General features: G+C 71.4%; 24 protein-coding genes. 14 read left to right on the forward strand and 10 right to left on the reverse strand.

The window, feature by feature from the left end:
- Positions 1-98 precede the first annotated feature (98 nt).
- The 6 genes from ACFV9H_RS30125 to ACFV9H_RS30150 form a co-directional block, all read right to left on the reverse strand.
- Positions 99-389 carry a DUF1416 domain-containing protein gene (locus tag ACFV9H_RS30125; protein ID WP_329381595.1) on the reverse strand — a complete coding sequence of 97 codons (291 nt, stop codon included), beginning with the start codon at positions 387-389 and terminating at the stop codon, positions 99-101.
- A 56-nt stretch (positions 390-445) separates the two neighbouring features.
- Positions 446-1,291 carry a sulfurtransferase gene (locus ACFV9H_RS30130; RefSeq protein ID WP_385404325.1) on the reverse strand — a complete coding sequence of 282 codons (846 nt, stop codon included), beginning with the start codon at positions 1,289-1,291 and terminating at the stop codon, positions 446-448.
- Between the two features lie 184 nt (positions 1,292-1,475).
- Entirely contained in the window at positions 1,476-1,565 is a 90-nt protein-coding gene (locus tag ACFV9H_RS30135; RefSeq protein ID WP_353962230.1) for an Ms5788A family Cys-rich leader peptide, read from the reverse strand.
- Between the two features lie 155 nt (positions 1,566-1,720).
- The gene (locus ACFV9H_RS30140; RefSeq protein WP_385404326.1) at positions 1,721-2,437 is read right to left on the reverse strand and encodes a DUF2993 domain-containing protein; all 717 of its coding nucleotides are present in this window, start codon (positions 2,435-2,437) and stop codon (positions 1,721-1,723) included.
- A gap of 64 nt (positions 2,438-2,501) precedes the next feature.
- Positions 2,502-4,352 (reverse strand): hypothetical protein, encoded by a 1,851-nt coding sequence (locus ACFV9H_RS30145; protein ID WP_385404328.1) that lies wholly within the window; start codon positions 4,350-4,352, stop codon positions 2,502-2,504.
- Positions 4,353-4,362: 10 nt separating this feature from the next.
- Positions 4,363-4,617, reverse strand: a complete 255-nt coding sequence (locus ACFV9H_RS30150) for a MoaD/ThiS family protein (RefSeq protein WP_030718384.1) — start codon at positions 4,615-4,617, stop codon at positions 4,363-4,365.
- Positions 4,618-5,099: 482 nt separating this feature from the next.
- Here ACFV9H_RS30150 and ACFV9H_RS30155 point away from each other — a divergent pair, with 482 nt between their 5' ends.
- From ACFV9H_RS30155 to ACFV9H_RS30175, 5 genes are all read left to right on the forward strand, one after another.
- The gene (locus tag ACFV9H_RS30155; protein WP_385404330.1) at positions 5,100-5,927 is read left to right on the forward strand and encodes a response regulator transcription factor; all 828 of its coding nucleotides are present in this window, start codon (positions 5,100-5,102) and stop codon (positions 5,925-5,927) included.
- Between the two features lie 24 nt (positions 5,928-5,951).
- Entirely contained in the window at positions 5,952-6,974 is a 1,023-nt protein-coding gene (locus tag ACFV9H_RS30160) for a LacI family DNA-binding transcriptional regulator (protein ID WP_385404332.1), read from the forward strand.
- Positions 6,975-7,247: 273 nt separating this feature from the next.
- Positions 7,248-8,444, forward strand: coding sequence for a S1C family serine protease (locus ACFV9H_RS30165; protein ID WP_385404335.1), 1,197 nt, complete (start codon positions 7,248-7,250; stop codon positions 8,442-8,444).
- Between the two features lie 63 nt (positions 8,445-8,507).
- A complete protein-coding gene (locus ACFV9H_RS30170; protein WP_385404338.1) occupies positions 8,508-9,245 on the forward strand; it encodes a response regulator transcription factor in 738 nt (245 codons plus the stop codon).
- Positions 9,246-9,250: 5 nt separating this feature from the next.
- Positions 9,251-10,714 carry an ATP-binding protein gene (locus ACFV9H_RS30175; RefSeq protein ID WP_385404340.1) on the forward strand — a complete coding sequence of 488 codons (1,464 nt, stop codon included), beginning with the start codon at positions 9,251-9,253 and terminating at the stop codon, positions 10,712-10,714.
- Here ACFV9H_RS30175 and ACFV9H_RS30180 read toward each other — a convergent pair.
- Both ACFV9H_RS30180 and ACFV9H_RS30185 read right to left on the reverse strand, forming a co-directional pair.
- Positions 10,694-11,554: a phosphatidylinositol-specific phospholipase C gene (locus ACFV9H_RS30180; RefSeq protein WP_385404375.1), complete on the reverse strand. Its 861-nt coding sequence runs from the start codon at positions 11,552-11,554 to the stop codon at positions 10,694-10,696. The two genes, ACFV9H_RS30175 and ACFV9H_RS30180, sit on opposite strands and share 21 nt — an antisense overlap.
- An 84-nt stretch (positions 11,555-11,638) precedes the next feature.
- The gene (locus ACFV9H_RS30185; RefSeq protein WP_385404342.1) at positions 11,639-12,208 is read right to left on the reverse strand and encodes a TetR/AcrR family transcriptional regulator; all 570 of its coding nucleotides are present in this window, start codon (positions 12,206-12,208) and stop codon (positions 11,639-11,641) included.
- A 126-nt stretch (positions 12,209-12,334) separates the two neighbouring features.
- Between ACFV9H_RS30185 and ACFV9H_RS30190 the strand changes: the two genes are divergently transcribed.
- Positions 12,335-13,117, forward strand: a complete 783-nt coding sequence (locus ACFV9H_RS30190; RefSeq protein WP_385404344.1) for an alpha/beta fold hydrolase — start codon at positions 12,335-12,337, stop codon at positions 13,115-13,117.
- A gap of 265 nt (positions 13,118-13,382) precedes the next feature.
- Entirely contained in the window at positions 13,383-14,027 is a 645-nt protein-coding gene (locus ACFV9H_RS30195) for a dihydrofolate reductase family protein (RefSeq protein ID WP_385404347.1), read from the forward strand.
- Positions 14,028-14,099: 72 nt separating this feature from the next.
- Here ACFV9H_RS30195 and ACFV9H_RS30200 read toward each other — a convergent pair whose 3' ends face one another.
- Positions 14,100-15,917: a bifunctional metallophosphatase/5'-nucleotidase gene (locus ACFV9H_RS30200; protein ID WP_385404350.1), complete on the reverse strand. Its 1,818-nt coding sequence runs from the start codon at positions 15,915-15,917 to the stop codon at positions 14,100-14,102.
- Between the two features lie 238 nt (positions 15,918-16,155).
- Here ACFV9H_RS30200 and mshD point away from each other — a divergent pair, with 238 nt between their 5' ends.
- The 7 genes from mshD to pstB all read left to right on the forward strand — a co-directional run bounded on the left by mshD (position 16,156) and on the right by pstB (position 25,034).
- The gene (gene mshD / locus ACFV9H_RS30205) at positions 16,156-17,082 is read left to right on the forward strand and encodes a mycothiol synthase (RefSeq protein WP_385404353.1); all 927 of its coding nucleotides are present in this window, start codon (positions 16,156-16,158) and stop codon (positions 17,080-17,082) included.
- A 341-nt stretch (positions 17,083-17,423) separates the two neighbouring features.
- Complete coding sequence (locus ACFV9H_RS30210) at positions 17,424-19,679, forward strand: RNA degradosome polyphosphate kinase (protein WP_385404355.1); 2,256 nt, start codon at positions 17,424-17,426, stop codon at positions 19,677-19,679.
- A complete protein-coding gene (locus ACFV9H_RS30215; protein WP_385404356.1) occupies positions 19,660-20,619 on the forward strand; it encodes a CHAD domain-containing protein in 960 nt (319 codons plus the stop codon). The genes ACFV9H_RS30210 and ACFV9H_RS30215 overlap by 20 nt, the downstream gene beginning before the upstream one ends.
- A 246-nt stretch (positions 20,620-20,865) precedes the next feature.
- The gene (gene pstS, locus ACFV9H_RS30220) at positions 20,866-22,002 is read left to right on the forward strand and encodes a phosphate ABC transporter substrate-binding protein PstS (protein ID WP_385404358.1); all 1,137 of its coding nucleotides are present in this window, start codon (positions 20,866-20,868) and stop codon (positions 22,000-22,002) included.
- Positions 22,003-22,156: 154 nt separating this feature from the next.
- Positions 22,157-23,146 carry a phosphate ABC transporter permease subunit PstC gene (gene pstC / locus ACFV9H_RS30225; protein WP_385404360.1) on the forward strand — a complete coding sequence of 330 codons (990 nt, stop codon included), beginning with the start codon at positions 22,157-22,159 and terminating at the stop codon, positions 23,144-23,146.
- Positions 23,146-24,228 carry a phosphate ABC transporter permease PstA gene (gene pstA / locus ACFV9H_RS30230; RefSeq protein WP_385404363.1) on the forward strand — a complete coding sequence of 361 codons (1,083 nt, stop codon included), beginning with the start codon at positions 23,146-23,148 and terminating at the stop codon, positions 24,226-24,228. The genes pstC and pstA overlap by 1 nt, the downstream gene beginning before the upstream one ends.
- A 29-nt stretch (positions 24,229-24,257) precedes the next feature.
- On the forward strand, positions 24,258-25,034 hold the full coding sequence (gene pstB, locus ACFV9H_RS30235; RefSeq protein ID WP_385404366.1) for a phosphate ABC transporter ATP-binding protein PstB: 777 nt from the start codon (positions 24,258-24,260) through the stop codon (positions 25,032-25,034).
- 113 nt (positions 25,035-25,147) lie between these two features.
- Here the strand turns inward: pstB and ACFV9H_RS30240 are convergent.
- Positions 25,148-25,388 (reverse strand): hypothetical protein (locus ACFV9H_RS30240; protein ID WP_385404369.1); only part of this gene is annotated, 241 nt, incomplete at its 5' end.

Here is a 25,388-nt window from a genome sequence, read left to right on the forward strand (position 1 = left end):
GGCCGTGGACGGCACGAAGGGCCGCACCCCGTTCCAGTGGCGTCCAACCCCCTGGGGTGCGGCCCTTCGGCCGGTCATTCAGTGCGCGAGCACGGTCGTCAGACCGCGATCGCCACGTCCGTCACGCCGCCGGCCTCGGCGACCACGACGGCGCGGTCCGCCTTGGCACCCGGGACGAGCGCGCGCAGCGTCCACGAGCCGGGGGCCGCGTAGAAGCGGAACTGGCCGGTGGCCGAGGTCGGGACCTCGGCGGTGAACTCACCGGTCGAGTCCAGCAGGCGGACGTAGCCGGACACCGGCTCCCCGCCCTGGGTGATCTGGCCCTGGATCGCGGTCTCACCGGGCTTCAGCGTCGCGAGGTCGGGCCCGCCGATCTGTGCTCCACACATGTTCTCTGTCCTGTCCTAGAGAGGTCGTACTACGAGGGCGTCGCGTGCCCGCGGGATTACTTGTTGGGGCCGAGCTCGATCGGCACGCCGACCAGCGAGCCGTACTCGGTCCACGAGCCGTCGTAGTTCTTGACGTTCTCCTGGCCCAGGAGCTCGTGCAGCACGAACCACGTGAGCGCGGAGCGCTCACCGATGCGGCAGTAGGCGATGGTGTCCTTCGCCAGGTCGACCTGCTCGGCCTCGTAGAGGGCGGTCAGCTCTTCGTCCGACTTGAAGGTGCCGTCGTCGTTGGCGTTCTTCGACCACGGGATGTTGCGGGCGCTCGGCACGTGGCCGGGACGCTGCGACTGCTCCTGCGGGAGGTGCGCCGGGGCGAGCAGCTTGCCGGAGAACTCGTCGGGCGAGCGGACGTCGACCAGGTTCTGGGCGCCGATCGCGGCGACGACGTCGTCGCGGAAGGCGCGGATGGAGGTGTCCTGGGCCTTGGCCTTGTACTCGGTGGCCGGGCGGTTCGGGACGTCCTTGCCGTCGACCAGGTCGCGGGAGTCGAGCTCCCACTTCTTGCGGCCGCCGTCGAGGAGGCGGACGTCCTGGTGGCCGTAGAGCTTGAAGTACCAGTAGGCGTAGGACGCGAACCAGTTGTTGTTGCCGCCGTAGAGGACGACCGTGTCGTCGTTGGAGATGCCCTTGGCGGAGAGGAGCTTCTCGAAGCCCTCCTGGTCCACGAAGTCGCGGCGGACCGGGTCCTGGAGGTCGGTCTTCCAGTCGATCCGGACGGCGTTGGTGATGTGGTTCTTGTCGTACGCGGACGTGTCCTCGTCCACCTCGACGATGACGACGTTGGCGTCGTTCAGGTGGGCCTCGACCCAGTCGGCGTCTACGAGGACGTCGCTGCGGCTCATGGTGTTCTCCTCCGGGGCAGTGTGCGGCGGGGCTGTACGGATGCTGCGGTGCTGCTGCGTGCGTACGGGTGCGCTTCTGAACCTGCGCGGGGAGGCGTCAGGGCTCAGGAGGCGGGTGCGGTCACGCGGGAAGGGCCGGTCTGGCGGCCGTCGTCCGGTCGTATGGAGCGGGATCGCTCACAAGTCACATGGATCGACAGAGCATGGCGGCGACGCGACACAGGTCTACTGCCCGCCGCTTCGTGAGGTCCGCCTGCTGATGCTTCATAGGCATGGATCGTAGGGACGAATCAGCCGCCCTGTCACCGGTGTGTCATATTCCGAGACAGGATGGTCCGTATGCTGGGATACGAGTCCCCCGTGCGGCCGCCGCGCCGCCCCGGGGAGCCCTTGGGCGGCCCGTCCTTCTGCGGATCGGACCGCTCCGTCTCACGATCCGGCCAGCACCACGTTCGAACCGCCCAGTTCGAGGTGCAGACCGGCTTCGTCCGAGGTCAGGGCGGTGAGCTGGAGCCCGGCAGGCAGGCCGCCGTCGAGACTGCGGTCGAAGTCGGTCCGCTTGCGGACCAGCCGTTCGAGGCCGGGTATGCCCTCGCCGGGCACCTCGTCGGCGCGCACCCGGACGACCTTGCCGCCCTTTCCGCCTTCCCCGTCCACCAGGGTGACGGTCGACACCACGCTGCGGGTGAGGGTCTTGCCGAGCACGTCCACCGCCACGGTGACCTTCACCTTCCCCGGCGCCCCGCCGTAGGACAGGGCCGCGCCGGTCTGCGAGGCCGCCGTGAGGTCCGCGTACGAGACGAGCGCGGAGCCCTCCGCCCGCTTGGCGGTACCGCCGCCGTAGTCCCCGTCGAGCTTCACCCCGTGGAAGCTCGCGGCGAGCTCCGAGAGGCGCGTCTTGCGCCCGTCGGCCGTCACGTCGACACCGCGGAGCTTCAGGTCCACCCGGTCCAGGTCGTGGCTGAGCGCCTGGGTGAGGAAGGGGAAGCCGCGGATCTCCACCTCCGAGCTGCCGGCCAGGCCCTGCCGGGCCTGGATCCGGTCCGCCAGCCGGTTCTCGACGTAGTTGACCGCCCAGCGGTCCACGCCGGTGAACAGGGCCCCCAGCACCACCGCGATGATCACGACGACACGCAGAATCCGCACGCGCCCCTCCCCCTGGTTGTCGATCCGTTCGACCTAGTTGACCACGCCCGTTGTCGGGCAGAGATCAGCTCACCACCCGACCGATCAGGTACACGGCGGGAGCGGCCACCGCGAGCGGCAGCGCGACACCGGCCGTCATGTGGACGAACTTCGACGGGTAGTCGTACGCCGCCACGCGCAACCCGATCAGGGCGCACACCCCGGACACGAGCCCGACCAGGGCCCCGCCCACGCCGACGTCGGTGAGCCCACCGACGACGAGGCCCGCTCCCGCGGCCGCGGCCAGCGAGACGCCGACCGAGGGGGCGGTGGGCAGCGGCAGGGCGCGGGTGAACACGGCCACGGCGACGGCCACCGCGCCCGCGGAGACGGCGGCGGTGTCGGCCGCGAGCCAGCCCGCGCAGACGATGGCGAGGGCGGCGGAGGCCACCGAGGCCATCAGCCCGTACATCCGCTCGTCGGGATCGGCGTGGCTGCGCAGCTGGAGGACGAGGGTGATCAGCACCCACGCGCCGAGGGTGCCGATGATCGCGCCGGGGCCGTACGGGTCGTCCACCGCGAGCACGGCGGCGTCGGCGACGAGCGCTCCGGCGAAGGCGAGCGCGATGCCCTGGCGGGCCGGCCACATGCCGTTGAGGCGGAACCAGCCGGCCGCGGTGAGGCCCTGGAGGGCGACCAGCGGCACGAGGACGGCGTAGTGGCCGAGGACGGCCGCGAGGGCCAGCAGCAGGCCGAGGGCGGCGGTCAGGATCGCCGACTGCGGCCCGGGGTCGATGATCGGCGACCGGCCCTCGGCGCGGGCCTGGGCCGGGTCGACGGCGCGCAGGGTGTTCCCGGCGAGGGTGGGGGGCGACCAGGCCGTGTCGTCTGCGGCGGGCTCGGCGGTGGGGGCGGCTTCCTGCTGCTCCTCCGCCATGCCGGGGCCCGGGTAGGGCGGGAGGTACGCCGTCTCGTCAGCCGAGACGACCGTCCCGGCGCCCTGGGACCAGTCCGGAGCGGGAGCGGGAGCGGGAACCTCGTCCCGGAACCAGCCCTCGGGCACGGCCGACCCCTCGGCCCGCAGCTGCGCGGAGTCCGGGTACGGGCCGCCGGCCGGCGCCTGCGGACCCGGGTACGGCGGCAGGTAGGCGGTCTCCTCGGCGGACGCCGGGGCGGCCTGCTGCGGGAAGTCCGAGTACGGGGCGGCTGCTCGGGCCTCGGGGCCGGGGTACGGCGGCAGGTACGCGGTCTCCTCGGCCGAGGCCGGGGCGGCGGCCTGCGCGGCCGGGGCCTCCGGGGCCGGGTAGGGCGGAAGGTACGCGGTCTCGGCGGCGGAGGCCGGGGCCGCGGCCTGCTGCGGGAAGTCCGGGTTCAGGAGGGCGGCCGACGGCTCCGGGCCCGGGTACGGCGGCAGGTAGGCGGTCTCGTCGGCGGACGCCGGGGCGGCGGACCGGGACCAGTCCCGCGCGGGGGCCGGGGCCGGGACCTCGTCCCGGAACCAGCCCTCGGGGGCGGCGGGCTGCCCCGCCGGAGCCTGCTGGTACGGCATCGGGTCCTGGGCCTGCCGGGCCGGGTAGGCCTCTGCGGCCGGCCCTTCGGGCCACGGGACGCCCGCACCGGCAGCCGAACCGGAGACGGCTCCGGCTCCGTCCGGCCACGGACCGGCAGCCTGGGCGGAAGCAGGGGCCTGCGCCTGTGCCTGCGGCCACGGGGCATCCGTCGCGCTCCCGCCGGCGGAGCCGGCCGGGGCCTCGTCGCGGAACCAGCCCTCCGGGGCCACCGGCTGGCCCGGGACCGCGCCCAGCGGCGGGTGCACCGGCTGGTAGCCGGTGTCCCAGGTGTCGGACTGCCAGGTCTGGGTCCCGTACGGGTCCTGGTGCGACTGCTGCCGCTCTTGGTGCTGCTGTTGCTGCTGCTGTTCCTCGGGCGTGCTCATCGGTTTCCGCTCACCCGCCCGCGAACGGCGGGAGCACCTCTACGGTGCCCCCCTCGGTCAGCAGGACGGCATCGTGCGGGCGCTTGCCCACGGGCTCGTCGTTCACGAGGAAGGAGCAGCGCAGCAGGACCCGGGTCAGCTCCCCGGGGTGGCGTTCCCGCACGGCGTCGAGCGCCTCGGCCAGTGTGCGCGCCGAGTACGGCTCCTCCGCCGTCTTGGCCGCGGCCTTGGCCGCCGCCCAGTAGCGGATGGTTCCGGTTGCCACTGCAGCTCCTATCGTCGGCTCTCTACCGTCGGCCTCCATGATGGCCCCTCGCGCGCCCGACCCCGGCGTGCTTCCGCGCGCCCCGGGTGCGCCCGGGCATCCCCCGAACGATCGCCCTCACCGCTCGGCGGGCCGCCGATCTGGTGAAACCGGGGCATACGCAGGGCGCCGGCGTGGCAGGAACCACAGAATCGGAAGCGGAAGAGGCCTCGGCCCGGAAAGGGCCGGTGGGCTATTCTGGCGGCGAGAGGATCCGGGCAACGTTGCCCCCGGGTCCTTTTGTGCTTTCAGCACGTTGAACGAAACGGGAACACCGGATGTCCCCGCGGGCCCCAGGGCGCGGGGCCGCGAGGACGCCGGCGGGACCGAGAACGACACCGTACGAAGCAGTACCGCGCACGTCCTCGACGGGACCGAGGAGGAACCGACGTGATGGACCAGCGATCCGTGCAGCACCGTCCGACCCGGGCAGGTGGTCGGGCATGAGCTCCCTGCTGCTGCTCACCAATGCCCTGCAGCCGTCCACCGAGGTGCTGCCCGCCCTCGGCCTGCTGCTGCACAACGTCCGGGTGGCCCCGGCCGAGGGTCCGGCGCTCGTGGACACCCCGGGTGCCGACGTGATCCTCGTGGACGGCCGCCGCGACCTGCCGCAGGTGCGGTCGCTGTGTCAGCTGCTCCGCTCCACCGGACCCGGTTGTCCGCTGATCCTCGTGGTCACCGAGGGCGGCCTGGCCGCCGTCACCGCCGACTGGGGCATCGACGACGTACTGCTGGACACGGCGGGCCCCGCCGAGGTCGAGGCACGGCTGCGGCTGGCCACCGGCCGGCAGCAGCTGGGCTCGGACGACTCCCCGATGGAGATCCGCAACGGCGACCTGTCGGTCGACGAGGCGACGTACTCGGCGAAGCTGAAGGGGCGGGTCCTGGACCTGACCTTCAAGGAGTTCGAGTTGCTCAAGTACCTCGCGCAGCACCCGGGCCGGGTCTTCACCCGCGCGCAGCTGCTCCAGGAGGTCTGGGGCTACGACTACTTCGGTGGCACCCGTACGGTCGACGTGCACGTACGGCGGCTGCGCGCCAAGCTCGGCCCCGAGCACGAGTCGTTGATCGGCACGGTCCGTAACGTCGGCTACCGCTTCGTGACTCCGGAGAAGGTGGAGCGGGCGGCGGCGGAAGCCGCGGCCCAGGCTGCCGCGAAGGCCGCTGCCCAGGCCTCCGCGCAGGCCACCGCGCACGCCTCGGCGGCCGTCACCCGGTCGGCCGAAGACCCTGTGAGCATCCACTCGGCAGGACGCCCTGCCCAGAGGTAGGTCACCCCGCGTAGACTCCGGCACGTGGCCAAGGTGACGCGGGATGACGTGGCGCGACTTGCGGGTACCTCTACCGCCGTCGTGAGCTACGTCATCAACAACGGACCCCGGCCGGTTGCCCCGGCCACGCGCGAGCGTGTCCTCGCCGCGATCAAGGAGCTGGGCTACCGCCCGGACCGGGTCGCACAGGCGATGGCTTCGCGGCGCACCGACCTCATAGGCATGATCGTCCCGGACGCCCGTCAGCCGTTCTTCGCGGAGATGGCGCACGCGGTCGAACAGGCCGCCGCCGAACGCGGGAAGATGGTGCTGGTCGGCAACTCCGACTACCGCACCGAGCGCGAGGTCCACTACCTGCGGGCCTTCCTCGGGATGCGGGTATCGGGGCTGATCCTGGTCAGCCAGGGCATGAGCGAGCAGGCGGCCGGCGAGATCGAGGCCTGGGACGCCCGGGTGGTGCTGCTGCACGAGCGCCCGGAGGCCATCGACGACGTCGCCGTCATCACCGACGACATCGGCGGTGCCCAGATGGCGACCCGGCACCTGCTGGAGCACGGCCACGCGTACGTCGCCTGCATCGGCGGGGTCGAGAACACCCCGTCGGTCGGCGACCCGGTGGCCGACCACGTCGAGGGCTGGCGCCGGGCCATGCTGGAGTCCGGCCGCTCGGTGGAGGGCCGCCTCATCGAGGCCCCGTACAACCGCTACGACGCGTACAAGGTCGCCCTGGAGGTCCTGGCCCGGCCCGACCGTCCGACGGCGATCTTCTGCGCCACGGACGACCAGGCCATCGGCGTACTCCGGGCCGCGCGCGAGCTGCGCATCGACGTGCCGGAGGAGCTGGCGGTGGCGGGCTTCGACGACGTCAAGGAGGCGGCCCTCACGGACCCGCCCCTGACCACCATCGCCTCGGACCGTCCGGCGATGGCCCGCGCGGCCGTGGACCTCGTCCTGGACGACTCCGTGCGCGTGGCGGGTTCCCGGCGCGAGCGGCTGAAGCAGTTCCCGTCGGCGCTGGTGATCCGCCGGTCCTGCGGCTGCCGCTAGCCTCCGGCGGTCAGCGGATCCACCCTCCCGGGCCCAGCCCGTTCCCGCCTGCGGCCCGGCCTCCTGGGGCTCCGCCCCCGACCCCGCGCCTCAATCGCCGGCGAGGCTGAAATTGCCCTCCGGGCAATCCAGCCCGCCAGGCGGACGGCATCAGCCAAAACGGCGGCGCCGCACTCGCAACAGACTCGGCCTTATATCGGGCATACGCGGTTCTGTCGGGCTTCTCAGGCCAGGCTCAGGAAGCTCTCATGAACGGCGACCAGAGTCGTGGCCATGACCGAGAGCTTCCGCCGCGAAGGCGAGTACCCCCAGGAACACCGCCCCCAGCAGCCCGCCCCCTTCGGCGAGGACTGGCAGCGCGGACGTGACCGGCTCGCACAGGACACCGCCGCCGGGTCCTACCCGCCGCCGCCCTCCTACCCGCCCGCCGCGCCCGGTTGGCACGAGGCGCACCAGCCTCCGGTGATCCAGGGCGAGACCGTCCCCGCGGCGGTCAGCTCCGGCGCCGGCGCCGCCCCCCACGGCCCCGCCCACGCCGCCTCCCCCGCCCCCCGCGCGAAGCGGCCCGTCGCGCTGCTGGCCGCCGTGGCACTCGCCGCGGCCGTGGTCGGAGGTGGCACCGCGGCCGCCGTGCAGCAGCTGATGGGCACCCAGAACACCGCCGGCGGCGGCGTCAACGGCACCAACGTCTCGCAGTCCAACAACGGCACCGTCTCCGGCGTCGCCGAGCAGGTCAGCCCCTCCGTGGTCCGCATCGACACCCGTACCGCCTCCGGCCAAGGCACCGGCTCCGGCATCGTCGTCACCTCCGACGGCGAGATCGTCACCAACAACCACGTCGTGAACGGCGCCTCCGAGATCGAGGTGACGATGAGCGACGGCAAGAAGTACAAGGCCAAGATCGTCGGCACCGACCCCGACAAGGACCTGGCCCTCATCAAGCTCCAGGGCGCGAGCGGCCTCAAGGCCGCCACGTTCGGCAACTCCGACAACGTCAAGGTCGGCGACGAGGTCGTCGCCATCGGCTCCCCCGACCGCCTCACCGGCACGGTCACCAGCGGCATCGTCTCGGCGCTGAACCGCGAGGTGACCGTGGACAAGTCCGAGCAGCGCCAGTCACCCCAGCAGGGCACGGACGGCTGGCCCTTCTCCTTCGGCGGCAAGCAGTTCAACGGGAAGACCGGCTCGGACACCGCCACCTACAAGGCCATCCAGACCGACGCCTCCCTCAACCCGGGCAACTCCGGCGGCGCCCTCGTCAGCTTGAACGGCGAGATCGTGGGCATGCCCTCCGCGATCTACTCCCCCTCCAACGGCAGCTCCACCGCCGGCAGCGTCGGCCTCGGCTTCGCCATCCCGGTCAACACGATCAAGGCCGACCTGGACTCCCTCCGCAAGGGCGGCCCCGGCGGCACCGGCTCCTCCGGCACCGGAAACTCCACCGCCAACGGCTACGGCACCTCGTACTAGCCGGTCGTGCGAGGCTGGGAGACGCCCGCCCGCACCGAGGACCATCACCCAGGGGGACCACCCATGCATCCCGCCGAAGGCGACCCGCAGCGCATCCTCGTCGTCGACGACGAGCCCGCCGTACGCGAGGCCCTGCGCCGCAGCCTCGCCTTCGAGGGGTACGACGTGCAGACCGCCGTCGACGGGCTCGACGCCCTCGACAAGGTGGCCTCGTACGCCCCCGACCTGATCGTCCTGGACATCCAGATGCCCCGGATGGACGGTCTGACGGCGGCCCGCCGGCTGCGCTCCGCCGGCGGCGTCACCCCGATCCTGATGCTCACCGCCCGGGACACCGTGGGCGACCGCGTCACCGGCCTCGACGCGGGCGCCGACGACTACCTCGTCAAGCCGTTCGAGCTCGACGAGCTCTTCGCCCGCGTCCGCGCGCTGCTGCGCCGCAGCGCGTACGCCGCCCCGCGGACCGGCGGCGAGGACGGCCACGAGGACGCGCTGACCTTCGGGGACCTGCGCATGGACCTCGCGACCCGCGAGGTCACCCGGGGCGGGCGGCCCGTGGAGCTGACGCGCACCGAGTTCACGCTGCTGGAGATGTTCCTGGCGCACCCGCGCCAGGTCCTGACCCGCGAGCAGATCCTCAAGACCGTCTGGGGCTTCGACTTCGAGCCCAGCTCCAACTCCCTGGACGTGTACGTGATGTACCTGCGCCGCAAGACCGAGGCCGGCGGCGAGCCCCGCGTGGTCCACACCGTGCGCGGCGTGGGCTACGTACTGCGCGCCGGCGAGAGCGGGCCCGAGTGAGCCGAATGAGCCCGGCCGCCAGGTTCCGCGCGCTCCCCCTGCGCTCGCGCCTCGCGCTGCTGGTGGCGACCGCGGTGGCGGTGGCCGTCGCGGCGGTGGCCGCCGTGTCCTGGGTGATGGTCCGGGCCCAGCTGCGCGACCAGCTCGACAGCTCGCTGCGCGCCACCAACGCGGAGGCCCAGGCCAACCGGGTGTACGGGCAGATCGGCTGCGTGCCGGGCGGCGCCGTGCCGGACCGGCCCGCCAACAACCTCAGCGCCCAGGTCCAGATCGTGCTGGCGGACGGCAGGCACTGCTGGATCGACGGCAAGAACACCCTGGAGGTGACCAAGACCGACCTGGAGGTCGCCCAGCGCCGGCGCGGCCCCGCCCTGTACGACTCGACCACCTCCGACGGGATCGCGGTCCGCGTCTACGCCCAACCCGCCGTGGTGGAGCAGCTGCCCGCCGCGCTGATCGTGGCGAAGCCGCTGGCCGATGTCGACAAGCCGCTGTCCACCCTGGCCTGGGTGCTGCTCCTCGTCTCCGGCGTCGGAGTCGTCGGCGCGGGCGCGGCCGGCCTGTGGGTGGCCCGTACGGGACTGCAGCCCGTCGACGAACTGACCGACGCCGTCGAGCACATCGCCCGTACCGAGGACCTCACCGTCCGCATCCCCGACGAGGGCGACGACGAGATCGCCCGCCTGTCGCGGTCCTTCAACTCGATGACCGCGGCCCTCGCCTCCTCCCAGGAGCGGCAGGCGCAGCTGATCGCGGACGCCGGGCACGAGCTGCGCACCCCGCTCACCTCGCTGCGCACCAACATCGAGCTCCTCGCTCGCAGCGAGGAGACCGGCCGGGCCATCCCGCCCGACGACCGGCGGGAGCTGCTGGCCTCGGTCAAGGCGCAGATGACGGAGCTCGCCGCGCTGATCGGGGACCTCCAGGAGCTGTCCCGGCCGGATGCCGGGACCGGGAGCCCGCTCCAGGTGGTGGCCCTGCACGAGATCACCGGGGCGGCGCTGTCCCGGGCCCGGCTGCGCGGTCCGGAGCTGTCCTTCGGCTCGGACCTGGAGTCCTGGTACGTACGGGGCGAGGCGGCCGCGCTGGAGCGGGCGGTGGTCAACGTCCTGGACAACGCGGTGAAGTTCAGCCCGCCGGGCGGCGCGGTCGAGGTGACGCTGCGGGCGGGCGAGCTGACCGTACGGGACCACGGGCCCGGCATCCCGGCCGAGGAGCTCCCGCACGTCTTCGAGCGGTTCTGGCGCTCCCCGTCGGCCCGCGCACTGCCCGGCAGCGGGCTCGGCCTGTCGATCGTGGCCCGTACGGTGGCACGCGCGGGCGGCAGCGCCGAGCTGCGGGCGGCCGCCGACGGCGGCCCGGGCACGGAGGCGGTGCTCCGCATCCCGGGGGCGCCGACGCCGCCGCCGTCCGAGTCGCCGTCGGCGCCGTCGGTGCCTTCAGCGCCGTCAGTTGTGCCGGATCAGTGAGGCGACCAGGCCGGACCGGGTGTTCGGGAAGTCCATCGGGACGATCCCGAGCCCGGTGCGGCCCGCCATCTCCCCGCCGTCCACGAAGGCGTGCACCTGCGGGCCCAGCCGGTCGGAGTTCCAGCGCGGCGGCATGTAGGCCGAGGTGCTGGTGTAGTTCACGAAGAGCTTGCCGGGCTGCTGGACGGCCTTGCGGAAGTGGTTCTCGATCTTGCCGCGCTTGGCGAAGGGCTCGGCGTTCCAGTCGTCCTGGATGTCGAAGACGTTCCCGTCCCCGTAGCGCAGGCCCGGCAGTCCGCCGTTGTCGGCGAGCAGGACCACCTTCCCGCGGGCCTGCCCGAGCGAGGGCAGGGTGTCGGCGATCCGGAACAGCGGGCGCCAGCCGCGGTTATCGAGGTAGTCGTCGAAGACGGCGCGGAAGGTCGCGTCGCTGTCCGTCGAGTACTCCTGCTTGACGCGCATCAGGACGGTTTCGGAGGGGTGCGCGGCGAGGAAGTTCCAGCAGGCGACGAGGACGTCCCCGAACATCAGGCCCTGGTAGAAGGACCCGTGGTGGATGGCGAAGGAGCCGCCCGTCACCCGGCAGCGGACGTCCAGGAAGCGGATGCCGGAGTCGAGCTGCTCGGCGATCGAGATGTTCTGGCAGGCGACGTAGAGCCCGCCCTGGCGGGCGCCGGAGTCGTGCGTGCCGGGGATGGTCATCCGCTGGAGGGCGGTGGAGTCGGACAGGCCGGCCATCCAGTCCTGGGTGCCGAGCGCGGTGGCCGCGGCGGGTGGTGTCGCGAGCCCGAGGGCAGCGCCCGTAGCCAGTGCTCCGACCAGAAACGCCCGTCGGTCCATGCCCATGCCCGCCCCTTTGCCGACCCAGTGGATGGGACCGGATTATGGCGTGGACACCTCAAATTTACTACCCACCGGTAGGCGTCAACCGTCCAGCAACTGCGCCATCCTGCGCAGCCCTTGGGCGAGTTCGCGGCCGTTCGGGGCCTGCTCCGGGTCGGTCAGGCACTGCACCATCACCCCCGTCAGCAGCGCGATGTGCAGCGAGCCCAGGGACCGTACGTCCTCCTCGCCGACCTCCTCCTCGGGCATCCCGGCCAGGCCGGCGGCCACCATGCGCCGGTTCTGGCGCTGCCCCTCGGCCAGGATCGCGAGCAGCTCCGGCTGGGACTGGGCGTGCACGAAGGCCTCGACGGACGCGGTCCAGAGCCAGCGCATCTCGCCGAAGTCCCGGATCTTGCGGTCCCAGGTGTCGGCGTAGCGCTCCTCGGCGGTGTCGCCCTGCCCGAGGAGCCGTCCCGATCCGGCGGCCCACTCCGCCATGGCGTCGAAGAGCGCCTGGTTGAGCAGGGCGTCGCGCGATCCGAAGTGGTAGCCGATCGCGGCCATGCTCACGTTCGACGCCGTGGCGATATCGCGCACGGTCGTCCGGAGATAGCCCTTCTCCTCCAGGCAGCGCCGGGCTCCGGCCAGCAGGTCCTCGCGATTTCCCATACGGGGATGGTAGCCGCGGCCGCCTCCTCTTGGGCGAGCGCGCTAGACATACGTATTGCGCGCTTGCCCAAATGCTGGCACGCTTCAGCCATCGGAAAGATCCACGGACCCACGGGAGGCAAAGCCATGCGCAACGAGATGAAGATCGACGACCGCACCCTGTCCTACCTGGACTTCGGCGGCACCGGCCGACCGCTGCTCGCCCTGCACGGCGGCATGTCCGAAGGAGCCGCCTTCGCCGGGCTCGCCGAGGCCCTCGGCGAGGAGTGGCGGGTCATCGCCCCCGACCAGCGAGGCCACGGCGATTCCGACCGGGCCCCCGACTACAGCCGCGAGGGCTACGTCGCCGACGCCGTAGCCCTGCTCAACCACCTCGGCCTCCAGGCCCCCGTGGCCGTCCTCGGCTACAGCCTCGGCGGGCTCAACGCCGTCCACCTGGCCGCCGCCCACCCCCACCGGGTCGCCGCGCTCATCGACGTGGACGCCACCGTGCAGATCCACCCCGCGGAATCCGACTGGTTCGGCTTCCTCCACGGCATGCGCTACACCGCCGCCACCCCCGAGGAACTCCTGGAGGCCGCCGGACCGCTGGGCGCCCAGATCGTCGGGCAGGCGCTGCGCCCGCTCGCCGACGGGTCGGGCTGGCGCCTGCCGTTCCACCCGCAGGACCAGCTCGACTCGATCGAAGGCTGCCGCGGAGACCACTGGGAAGCCTGGCTCGCGAGCGACTGCCCCGCGCTGCTCGTCCACGGCACCCGCAGCGAGGCACTCCCGCAAGCGGTGGCCACCTCGATGGTCACCCGGCGCCCGGGGACCTCGTACGCACCCCTGGACGGCGACCACTTCGTGCCCTTCCAGGACCCGCAGGGGTTCCACGAGGCGGTGGGGAAGTTCCTGGCCGGCCTCTAGTGCTGTGGCCGGAAAGGTTTGCCGGGGCGCGGTGTTCGGTGCGGTGCATCGCGAGGCGGAGGGCCGCGGCTCGTACTGGACGTACTCGCGCGGTCCGACAACGCGGCGAGGTGCCGTGCCGAGCGCCGCGACCCGGTGAACCTTTCCGGTCACAGCACCAGGCCCTGCCCGCCGACCGGGTTACCCGGGCGCGTCCGCAGCGATGAGTCCGGCCGGTCCGGGCAGTCTCCATGGTTGTCGACGTCGACAGCGCAGGAGGAAACGCATGAACCAGCTGCTGAGGGTCCAGAACTTCAACGTCTCCAGCGACGGATTCGGTGCCGGTGAGGGCCAGAGTCTGGAGAGACCGTTCGGCCACGCCGATCCCGGAGAGCTGTTCGCCTGGGCGGGCGCCACCGCGAGCTGGCCCAACCGCACGGAACCCGGGGGCAGCCGCGGCCTCGACGACTACTTCACGCGGGACTTCCGGAACAACATCGGCGCCGAGATCATGGGCCGCAACAAGTTCGGGCCGCAGCGCGGGCCCTGGAAGGACCTCGACTGGCAGGGCTGGTGGGGCGACGAGCCCCCGTTCCACACTCCGGTGTTCGTCATGACCCACCACGAGCGTCCCTCGTTCACGCTCTCCGACACCACGTTCCACTTCGTCGACGCCGACCCGGCCACCGTCCTCGAACGGGCGCGGGAGGCGGCGCGGGGCAAGGACGTCCGACTGGGCGGCGGGGCCACCACCATCCGGGAGTTCCTCGACGCCGACCTCGTCGACACCCTGCACGTGGCGGTCTCGCCGGTGAAGCTCGGATCCGGGGCGCGGCTCTGGGAATCACCCGACGAGCTGCTCGACCGGTTCCACGTCGACATCGTGCCCAGCCCGAGCGGAGTGACCCACCACCTGTTCTGGCACAAGTGACAACGCCGAAGGGGCGGCGGGCCGAGGCCCGCCGCCCCTTCGGGCGTACTGTGCGACGCGGTGCCGCCGGTACTACTTGATGACCGTGATCCGGTTCGCCGCCGGCGGGGCGATCGGGGTCGCGGCCGTGGACTTCATCAGGTAGGCGTTGAAGCAGTCCAGGTCGGACGGGCCGACCAGCTTGTTCTTGTGCTCCTTCAGGACGGTGAAGCCGTCACCGCCGCCCGCGAGGAACTCGTTCATCGCGACCCGGTAGGTCTTGGCGGGGTCGATCGCCGCACCGTTCAGCTTGACCGAGTCGACGACGATGCGGTCCGCGCCGGTCTTCGTCAGGTCGAGGGTGTACGTGAAGCCCTTCGACACCTGCAGGATCTTCGGGTTGGCCCCGTTGACCGGGCCCGTGACCTGCTGCTGGAGCGCGGTGATCAGCTGCGCGCCGGTCAGGTCCACGATGTTCATCATGTTGTTGAACGGCTGGACCGTGTAGGACTCGCCGTACGTCACGACGCCGTCGCCCTCGTCGCCCGCCGCCTTGTAGGCGAGGTCGGCGCGGATGCCGCCCGGGTTCATGATGGCCAGCTGCGCGCCGCCCTTGTCCGCCGGGGCCAGGGCCTCCAGCTGCGCGTCGGCGATCAGGTCGCCCAGCGGCTTCTCCGGCGCGTCCAGGCCGCGGCCCGGGATGTCGGCGGAGATGAAGCCCTGCGGGCGGTTGGCGATCGGGGCCGCCAGCGCCTTCCAGCGGTCGACCAGCTCGGTCATGTCCGGGGCCTTGGGCTGCTCCCGGGTGACGACCTTGTTGACCGGCTTGGGCGCGGTGACCGGGGTACGGACGATGTCCTTGGTCGCGCGGTCGTAGGTGAGGGTGGTGTCCGTGAACAGCCGGCCGTAGGAGGCGGCGGAGGTCACCGTGCGCGGGTTGCCCGCCGGGTCGGGGATGTTGCAGGAGTAGGCCTGGTGCGTGTGGCCGGTGACCAGCGCGTCGACCTTCGGGTCCACGTTCTTGGCGATGTCCACGATCGCGCCCGAGACGCCGGCGCCGGCGCCCGGGACGTCGCAGTCGTAGTTGTAGGCGCCGCTCGCGGGCAGACCGCCCTCGTGGATCAGCGCGACGATCGACTTCACGCCCTGCTTGTTCAGCTCGGCGGCGTACTTGTTGATCGTCTCGACCTCGTCGCCGAACTTCAGGCCCTTGACGCCCTCGGCGGTGACGACGTCCGGAGTGCCCTCCAGGGTGACGCCGATGAAGCCGATCTTCACGTCCCCCTTCTTCCAGATGAAGGTGGGCGACAGCATCGGACGCTTGGTCTTCTCGTCCGTGACGTTCGCGGCGAGGTACTTGAACTCGGAGCCCGTGAACTCCTTGCCGTACTCGAAGCAGCCCTCGACCGGGTGGCAGCCGCCGTACACCATGCGGCGCAGCTCGGCCTTGCCCTCGTCGAACTCGTGGTTGCCGACGCTGGTGACGTCCAGGTCGAGCTTGTTGAGCGCCTCGACGGTCGGCTCGTCGTGGAAGATGCCCGACAGCATCGGGCTGCCGCCGATCATGTCACCGGCTGCGGCGGTGACGGAGTACTCGTGGCCCTTGCGGGCCTCGCGCAGGCTGGTCGCGAGGTACTCGACCCCGCCCGCGGGTATGGCTTTGGTGGTGCCGTCGGCCTGACGCTCGGTCACGGTGCCGGAGGAGCCCTGCGGGGGCTCCAGCGTGCCGTGGAAGTCGTTGAAGGACAGCAGCTGCACGTCTACGGTCCGGTGCTTGGCGGCGGCACCGCCACCACTCGCGGCTCCGGCCGGGAGTGCGGCGGCGACCATGGCCCCGGCCCCGGCCGTGACGGCGAGGGCGGTGAGGGTCAACCGGCGGGCTCGGCGGTGCCGTTGTGGCGTCGCTGACATTTAATCCCCTTTGTGGACAGCGATACTGCTCGGTAGGTCCGCCGCAGCCTATTGTCAACGCGCGTAGCACGACAGGGGGGAACGGGTATCGAGCTGGTTACACGTAGAAGACGGACCGACCCCGCGCCCACGCTCCACCGCCCACCCCGCACGGTCACAGGCCGTCTGGTTCGGGTCAGGGAGGGCCCGCGTCGGGCTGATCCTCCCTGACCCGAACCGGACGGCCTAGGCTCATGACATGACTGACGCAGCAGCGGCCCTGGAGCCGGGACGGCAGATTGAGACCCTCGACGAGCTGACGGAGGACCAGGCCGAAGCCGTCCTCGCCCTGATCGAGGACGCGGCCCGGACGGACGGCACCACCGCCGTGTCCGAGCAGGGCCGGCTCCAGCTGCGCGGCGGGCCGCGCGAGGGCATCCGGCACTTCCTGCTCACCGAGGGCGGGCGGCTCGCCGGATACGGGCAACTGGAGGACACCGACCCGGTGGAGGCCCCGGCCGCCGAGCTCGTCATCCACCCCGCGCTGCGCGGCCGCGGCCACGGGCGGGCCCTGGGCTCGGCCCTGCTGGCCGCCTCCGGCAAGCGGATCCGGGTATGGGCGCACGGCGGCAAGTCGGCCGCGCGGCACCTCGCGCAGGTGCTCGGCCTGACCCTCTTCCGCGAACTGCGCCAGCTGCGCCGCCCGCTGGCCGAGGGCGACCCGCTGCCCGAGCCGGTCCTCCCGCCCGGCGTGACCGTCCGCACCTTCGTACCCGGCTCCGACGACACCGCCTGGCTCGCGGCGAACGCGGCCGCCTTCGCCCACCACCCCGAGCAGGGCGCGCTCACCCAGCGGGACCTCAACGACCGGATCGCGCAGCCCTGGTTCGACGCGGACGGCTTCTTCCTCGCCGAGCGCGACGGCGAGCTGATCGGCTTCCACTGGACGAAGGTCCATGCGAAGGACGAGCTCGGCGAGGTCTACGTACTCGGTGTCCGCCCGGGCGCCCAGGGCGGCGGCCTCGGCAAGGCCCTCACCGCGATCGGCCTGCGCCACCTCGCGGCCCGGGGCCTCCCGACGGCGATGCTCTACGTGGACGCCGACAACCCGGCGGCCCTGCGCGTCTACGAGGGCCTCGGCTTCACCACCCACGAGGTGGACCTGATGTACCGCACGGAAAGCTGACGATCTCCATCCCCTCCGGCAACCCCCAGCCCCTCCGGCGTTTGAGGAGCGGGGTCCGGGGCAGCGCCCCGGCAACGGCGCCGCACCGGCCCCCGCACCCACCACCCGCACCCACCACCGGCACCCACACCGGCACCCACACCGGCCCCGACACCCGCCCCCGCCGCGCAGCCACCGCACCGGCAAGTGCACCAGCCGGACCCGGGAAGCCACACGCCATTAACCGCGCATTCAGACGCGCTTGCGACGCTCCGTGAATGCAGCCCCGGCAGCCCCGACTCCGACTGACGGCCGACACGTCCGACGCGCCTGTCCTCCCGCGTGCGCGGAAGAATGGAGTCATGAGCCACAAGCCCAGCGCAGGCCCCACCGAGGTCCCCGCCCAGCACCCGTCTCACACCTCCGCCGCCGTCAGCGCGCTCGCCGGCCCCCCGCGCCTGGGGTCCATAGCCGCGCACCGGCCCCACGTCGGTCTCGACCCGGACCTCGACGCCGATCTGGACGCGTACGAGGACAAGGACGGCGACGAGCTCCCGCCGAACCGGTTCCTCGACCGGGAGCGCAGCTGGCTCGCATTCAACGAGCGCGTGCTGGAGCTCGCCGAGGACCCCACCACGCCCCTGCTGGAGCGCGCGAACTTCCTGGCGATCTTCGCCAGCAACCTCGACGAGTTCTTCATGGTCCGTGTGGCCGGCCTCAAACGGCGTATCGCGACCGGTGTCGCCACCCGTTCGGCGTCCGGCCTGCACCCCCGTGAGGTGCTGGACCTGATCTGGACCCGCTCGCGCGAGCTCATGGCCCGGCACGCCGCCTGCTTCCAGCAGGACGTCGCCCCGGCCCTCGCCGAGGAGGGCGTCCACCTCATCCGCTGGCCGGACCTCACGGAGAAGGAGCAGGCGCGCCTCTTCACACTGTTCCGGAACCAGATCTTCCCGGTGCTCACCCCGCTGGCCGTGGACCCCGCGCACCCGTTCCCGTACATCTCCGGCCTGTCCCTGAACCTGGCCGTCGTCGTACGCAACCCGGTCAGCGGCCACCGCCACTTCGCCCGGGTCAAGGTCCCGCCGATCCTCTCCCGTTTCCTGGAGGCCTCCCCGCAGCGCTACGTCCCGCTGGAGGACGTCATCGCCGCGCACCTGGAGGAGTTGTTCCCCGGCATGGAGGTGCTCGCGCACCACATGTTCCGGGTAACCCGCAACGAGGACCTCGAGGTGGAGGAGGACGACGCGGAGAACCTGCTCCAGGCCCTGGAGAAGGAGCTCATGCGGCGCCGCTTCGGCCCGCCCGTGCGCCTGGAGGTCGAGGAGTCCATCGACCCCGGCGTACTGGACCTGCTGGTGCAGGAGCTGAAGGTCAACGCCTCCGAGGTGTACCCGCTGCCCGGCCCGCTGGACCTGACCGCCCTCTTCGGGATCTCCTCGCTGGACATCCCCGAGCTGAAGTTCCCGAAGTTCGTCGCCGGCACCCACCGGGACCTCGCCGAGGTCGAGTCCGCGTCCGCGCCCGACATCTTCGCCGCCCTGCGCGAGCGGGACGTCCTGCTGCACCACCCGTACGACTCCTTCTCCACCTCGGTGCAGGCCTTCCTGGAGCAGGCCGCCGCCGACCCGGACGTCCTCGCGATCAAGCAGACGCTGTACCGCACCTCCGGCGACTCCCCGATCGTGGACGCCCTGATCGACGCCGCCGAGGCAGGCAAGCAGGTCCTCGTACTCGTCGAGATCAAGGCCCGCTTCGACGAGCAGGCCAACATCAAATGGGCGCGCAAGCTGGAGGAGTCCGGCTGCCACGTCGTCTACGGGCTCGTCGGCCTCAAGACCCACTGCAAGCTCTCGCTCGTCGTCCGCCAGGAGGGCGACACGCTGCGCCGCTACTCGCACGTGGGCACCGGCAACTACCACCCCAAGACCGCCCGGCTCTACGAGGACCTCGGCCTGCTCACCGCCGACCCGCAGGTCGGCGCGGACCTCTCCGACCTCTTCAACCGCCTGTCGGGCTACTCGCGCCGCGAGACCTACCGCCGACTGATCGTCGCCCCTCGCTCGCTGCGCGACGGGCTGATCGCGCGGATCGACAAGGAGGCCGCCCACCACAAGGCCGGCCGGCCCGCGTACGTGCGCCTGAAGATGAACTCGATCGTCGACGAGGCGCTCATCGACTCGCTCTACCGGGCCGCCCAGGCGGGCGTGCCCGTCGACATCTGGGTCCGCGGCATCTGCGCCGTACGCCCCGGAGTCCCCGGGCTCTCGGAGAACGTCCGGGTCCGCTCGATCCTCGGCCGCTTCCTGGAGCACTCCCGGGTCTTCGCCTTCGGCAACGGCGGCGAGCCCGAGGTGTGGATCGGCAGCGCCGACATGATGCACCGCAATCTCGACCGCCGTATCGAAGCACTGGTCAGGGTCGCCGACCCGGCCCACCGCGCGGCACTGGACCGGATGCTGGAGACCGGCATGTCCGACCTCACCTCCTCCTGGCACCTGGGACCGGACGGCGAATGGACCCGGCACAGCACGGACTCCGAGGGCCAGCCGCTGCGGCACGTACAGGAGATGCTCATAGACGCCCGGAGGCGCCGGCGTGGCTCAGCCAAACCATGACCCGACCGCAGGTGACGTGCTCGGCGTCTACCTGACGACCCAAGCCACCGCGTTCCTGCGCGCGCTGCGCCTGCACGACGCGGGCGCGGCGGGCATGTCGGACTCCGCGGAGAGCGGCGAGGCGGCGCGCGGCCTGCGGGGGGCCGCGCGCCGGATCAGCGGCTCGCTGGCCACCTTCCGGGGGGTGACGGAGTCGTCCTGGGCGGACGGGCTGCGCACCGAGCTGGTGTGGCTGTCGACGACGCTGGCCGACGAGCACGCGTACGCGGCCAGGCTGGCGCGGCTGATGGACGCGCTGCACCGGCTGTCGGGGTCCGCGGCCCAGGAGGTCCCGGCTCCGCGGGGCGGCGCCGGCTCGCTCACGGTGGGTTCCGCCCGGGCGGGCGCGCTGCTGGAGCGGCAGCTGACCCTGGCCCGTACGCGCGCCCACTCGGCCACCCTCCAGGCCCTCGGCTCCGCCCGCTTCCACGCGGTGGCGGACGCGGTGGCGGTGCTGGCGTCGGAGGTCCCGCTTAATCTCGTCGCGGCCCGGGGCGGGGTGTCGGAGGTCCTGGTTCCGCTGGCAGAGGTGGCCGAAAACCGCCTCTCGGCGGCGGTCGCGGCGCTACCGCCGGTCGACCACGCGCACCCGTACGACTGCGACCACGACGGGCTCTGGCACGAGGTACGCCGCCTGCTGCGGGTCCACCGCTATGCGCGGGAGGCGCTGGGCGGGGACGTGGCCCGGCTGGCGGCCGCGGGCGAGGCCCTGGACCGCCACCGCGACGCGGCCGAGGCCGCCACGGCCTCGGCGACGGCGGCCCGCACCCCGCGCATCGCCCCGGCGACGGCGTACGCCCTGGGCGTGCTGCACGCGGACCAGCGCCATGAGGTCGAGGCGGCGCGGGCAGCCTTCCAGGACATCTGGCTCCCGGAGCCCGCGGCGGTCACGCAACGGTAACGGCGGGATAACGGACGCTTACGGCTGTGTACGTACCGGTCGGAACGCACCGGGTCGTCCGCCACGGTTCACCGTCCGTTCACTCTCCCCGGTCGGCTGCTTCACCTGTTCTGCCTAATTTCGGTGGTGCACGGAGCGAGCGCCCGCAAGTCGAGCGGCGCACCGGGCACACCGACGTAGTAGTCCTCTTCGCACGCCGCCCCGATACAGAAAGCGGCCGGCGGCTTCTGGAAGGAACACCCGAAAGTGAAGCTTCAGCGCAAGAACATGCTTCGTGCCTCCGCCCTCGGGGCGCTCGTCGTGTCCGGCGCCCTGGTCCTCACGGCGTGCGGCTCGGACGACAACACCAAGACGGCGGACGGCACGACGAAGCCCTCGCAGGCCGCCGCGGGCGACATCAAGTGCGACGACGCCAAGGGCAAGCTCCTGGCCTCGGGTTCCTCCGCGCAGAAGAACGCGGTCGAGCTGTGGATCAAGAACTACATGGCCGCCTGCTCCGGCGTCGAGGTCAACTACAAGTCCTCCTCCTCCGGTGAGGGCATCGTCGCCTTCAACCAGGGCACCGTCGGTTTCGCCGGCTCCGACTCGGCGCTGAAGCCGGAGCAGGTCGAGGAGTCGAAGAAGGTCTGCACCGGTGGCCAGGGCATCAACCTGCCGATGGTCGGCGGCCCCGTCGCCCTCGGCTTCAACGTCTCCGGCGTGGACAAGCTGAACCTGGACGCCGCCACGATCGCCAACATCTTCAACGACAAGATCAAGAAGTGGGACGACGAGGCGATCAAGAAGCTGAACCCGGGCGTCACGCTTCCCTCCACCGCCATCCAGGCCTTCCACCGCTCCGACGACTCGGGCACCACCGAGAACGTCACCAAGTACCTCAAGGCCACCGCGCCCGACGCCTGGCCGTACGAGGCCGCGAAGAAGTGGGCCGCTCCGGGTGGCCAGGCCGCCTCCGGCTCGGCCGGTGTCGCCGCGCAGGTCAAGCAGGTCGACGGCGCGATCGGCTACTTCGAGCTCTCCTTCGCCAGCTCGCAGAGCATCAGGACCGTCGACCTGAACACGGGCGCCGCCGCCCCGGTCAAGGCCTCCGGTGAGAACGCCTCCAAGGCCATCGCCGCCGCCAAGGTCGCCGGCACCGGTTCCGACCTGGCCCTGAAGCTCGACTACACCACCAAGGCCGAGGGCGCCTACCCGCTGGTCCTGGTCACGTACGAGGTCGTCTGCGACAAGGGCAACAAGGCCGAGACGCTCCCGACCGTGAAGTCCTTCCTGAACTACGCCGCCTCGGACGCGGGCCAGAAGGTCCTCCTCGAGAACGGCTACGCGCCGATCCCGGCCGAGATCAACGCCAAGGTCCGCGAAGTCATCAAGACCCTCGGCTAAATCCTGACCCCCGAGGTGTCGGCCGCCCCCGTCCGGGCAGCCGACACCCGGGGACCCTCCCCCACTCCACCCGGTGGGGCCCCCCGGACGAAGTCCGGGGGAATCCGGTGCACCGCCGCCAGGGGGCCCGCCCCCCACACAGACCGGAAAGACCATGGCTTTCACACCCACCCAGATAGACACGGCTCCGCCAGTCATCTCCAAGAGCGAGGGGTCCACCGGCCGCGCCGGTGACAAGATCTTCGCCGGGCTCTCCAAGGGATCCGGCATCCTGCTCCTGGTGATCATGGCGTCGATCGCCGCCTTCCTCACCTACCGCGCCTCGATCGCCCTGTCGAAGAACGAGGGGAACTTCCTCACCACCTTCGACTGGAACGCGTCGGCCAACCCGCCCGTCTTCGGCATAGCCGTCCTGCTCTTCGGCACCGTCGTCAGCTCGATCATCGCGATGGCCATCGCGGTTCCGATCGCCGTCGGCATCGCCCTCTTCATCTCGCACTACGCGCCGCGCAAGCTGGCCGCCCCCCTCGCGTACGTGGTCGACCTGCTGGCCGCCGTGCCGTCGATCATCTACGGCATCTGGGGCGCGCTCTTCCTCGTCCCGCAGCTGAACGGCCTGAACCTCTGGCTCGACGAGTTCCTGGGCTGGACGTACGTCTTCGAGAAGACCCAGGTCGGCGTCGCCCGCTCGCTCTTCACCGTCGGCATCCTGCTCGCGATCATGATCCTGCCGATCGTGACCAGCGTCAGCCGCGAGGTCTTCCTCCAGGTCCCGCGCATGAACGAGGAAGCCGCACTGGCCCTCGGCGCGACCCGCTGGGAGGTCATCCGGATGTCGGTGCTGCCCTTCGGCCGCTCCGGCGTCATCTCCGCCTCGATGCTCGGCCTCGGCCGCGCGCTGGGCGAGACCATGGCCGTCGCGACCGTCCTCTCCCCGAGCTTCCTGATCTCGCTCCACGTCCTGAACCCGGGCGGCGGCACCTTCGCGCAGAACATCGCCGCGAAGTTCGACGAGGCCAACGAGTTCGGCCGGGACGCGCTGATCGCCTCCGGTCTGGTCCTCTTCCTGCTCACCCTGCTGGTCAACGGTGCAGCTCGTCTGATCATCGCTCGCCGCAAGGACTTCTCGGGGGCGAACGCCTGATGAGCCACGCACTCCAGGACCAGCGCCCCGTCCGGGCCCGCAAGTCCGCCGCCCCCACCAGCCTCACCCGAGGCGGCCTGCCGCGCTGGGCCCCGGCCGGCATCGCGGTCCTCTCGATCGCCCTCGGCAGCGGCATCGGCGTCGCCTTCGACCTCCACAGCAAGGTCCAGTGGGGCCTGATCGCGGCCCTGCTCTTCGTCGCCGTCACGTACACCGCCAGCGCGGTGATCGAGAACCGCCGCCAGGCCAAGGACCGCGTCGCGACCTCCGTCGTGTGGGTCTGCTTCGTCCTCGCGGTCGTCCCGCTGCTGTCGCTGATGTGGACCACGATCAGCCGCGGAGTGAAGCTCCTCAACGGGAACTTCCTCAGCCACTCCATGAACGGCGTGACCAGCTTCGACCAGGGCGGCGGCGTCTACCACGCGCTGCTCGGCACCATCGAGCAGGTCGCCCTGGCCACCCTGATCGCGGCGCCCATCGGCCTGCTGACCGCCGTCTACCTGGTCGAGTACGGCCGGGGCTCGCTCGCCAAGGCCGTGACCTTCTTCGTCGACGTCATGACCGGCATCCCCTCCATCGTCGCGGGTCTGTTCATCCTGACGACCTGGAACCTGATGCTCGGCTTCGGCCCCTCCGGCTTCGCCGGCGCCATGGCCCTGTCGATCCTGATGATGCCGGTCGTGGTCCGCTCCACCGAGGAGATGCTCAAGCTCGTCCCGAACGAGCTGCGCGAGGCCGCCCTGGCCCTCGGGGTGCCGAAGTGGCGCGTGATCCTCAAGGTCGTGCTCCCCACCGCCATCGGCGGCATCTCCACGGGTGTCATGCTGGCAGTAGCCCGCATCGCCGGTGAGACCGCGCCGATCATGCTGCTGGTCTTCGGCTCCCAGCTGATCAACGGCAACCCCTTCGAAGGCGCCCAGTCCTCGCTCCCCCTCTACATCTGGGAGCAGTACAAGGTCGGCAGTGAAGCCTCCTACGACCGGGCATGGGCAGCGGCGCTCGTCCTGATCGCCTTCGTCATGATCCTCAATCTGGTGGCCCGCGGCATAGCCCGCTGGAAGGCCCCGAAGACCGGTCGCTGACGCGACTCATGAAAGCGAAGTGACCCCTCATGGCAAAGCGAATCGACGTCAGCGGACTGTCCGCCTTCTACGGCGCCCACAAGGCCATCGATGACATCTCGATGACCGTGGAGCCCCGCTCCGTGACCGCCTTCATCGGCCCGTCCGGCTGCGGCAAGTCCACCTTCCTGCGCACCCTCAACCGCATGCACGAGGTCACCCCCGGTGGCCGCGTCGAGGGCAAGGTGCTCCTGGACGACGAGAACCTGTACGGCCCCGGCGTGGACCCGGTCGCGGTCCGCCGCACGGTCGGCATGGTCTTCCAGCGTCCGAACCCCTTCCCCACCATGTCGATCTTCGACAACGTGGCGGCGGGCCTGCGCCTCAACGGCACCTTCAAGAAGTCCGAGCTCACGGACATCGTGGAGAAGTCCCTCCAGGGCGCCAACCTGTGGAACGAGGTCAAGGACCGCCTGAACAAGCCGGGCTCCGGCCTCTCCGGCGGTCAGCAGCAGCGCCTGTGCATCGCCCGCGCCATCGCGGTCGAGCCGCAGGTCCTGCTGATGGACGAGCCCTGCTCGGCCCTCGACCCGATCTCCACCCTCGCCATCGAGGACCTGATCGGCGAGCTCAAGGAGCGCTTCACGATCGTCATCGTGACGCACAACATGCAGCAGGCGGCCCGCGTCTCGGACCGCACCGCCTTCTTCAACCTCGCGGCGGTCGGCCAGCCCGGCAAGCTCGTCGAGATCGACGACACGGACCGGATCTTCTCGAACCCGTCCGTGCAGGCGACCGAGGACTACATCTCCGGCCGCTTCGGCTAAAGAGATGTCGTAAACGTCCTGCGGTGCTGCATGGCGGTGCCACCGCAAGGCGAAAGAAAGAAAGGGCCGGCTCCCCCTGGGTGGGGGGAGCCGGCCCGCTCTCGTTCTGCGCGCTAGACGAACGCCAGGTTCACGATCCAGAAGCTCACCGCGGCCACCAGGGCCGCGGCCGGCATCGCAATGCTGCATCGCCCGGGGGACGACCCCCGGACCCCCAGCAGGAAGCCCGCTCCCGCTAGACGAACGCCAGGTTCACGATCCAGAAGCTCACCGCGGCCACCAAAGCCGCGGCCGGCATCGCAATGCTGCATCGCCCGGAGGACGCCCCCCAGACCCCGCTGCAGCGACTTGAGG

It is taken from the genome of Streptomyces sp. NPDC059874 (assembly GCF_042731135.1).
Classification (GTDB): domain Bacteria; phylum Actinomycetota; class Actinomycetes; order Streptomycetales; family Streptomycetaceae; genus Streptomyces.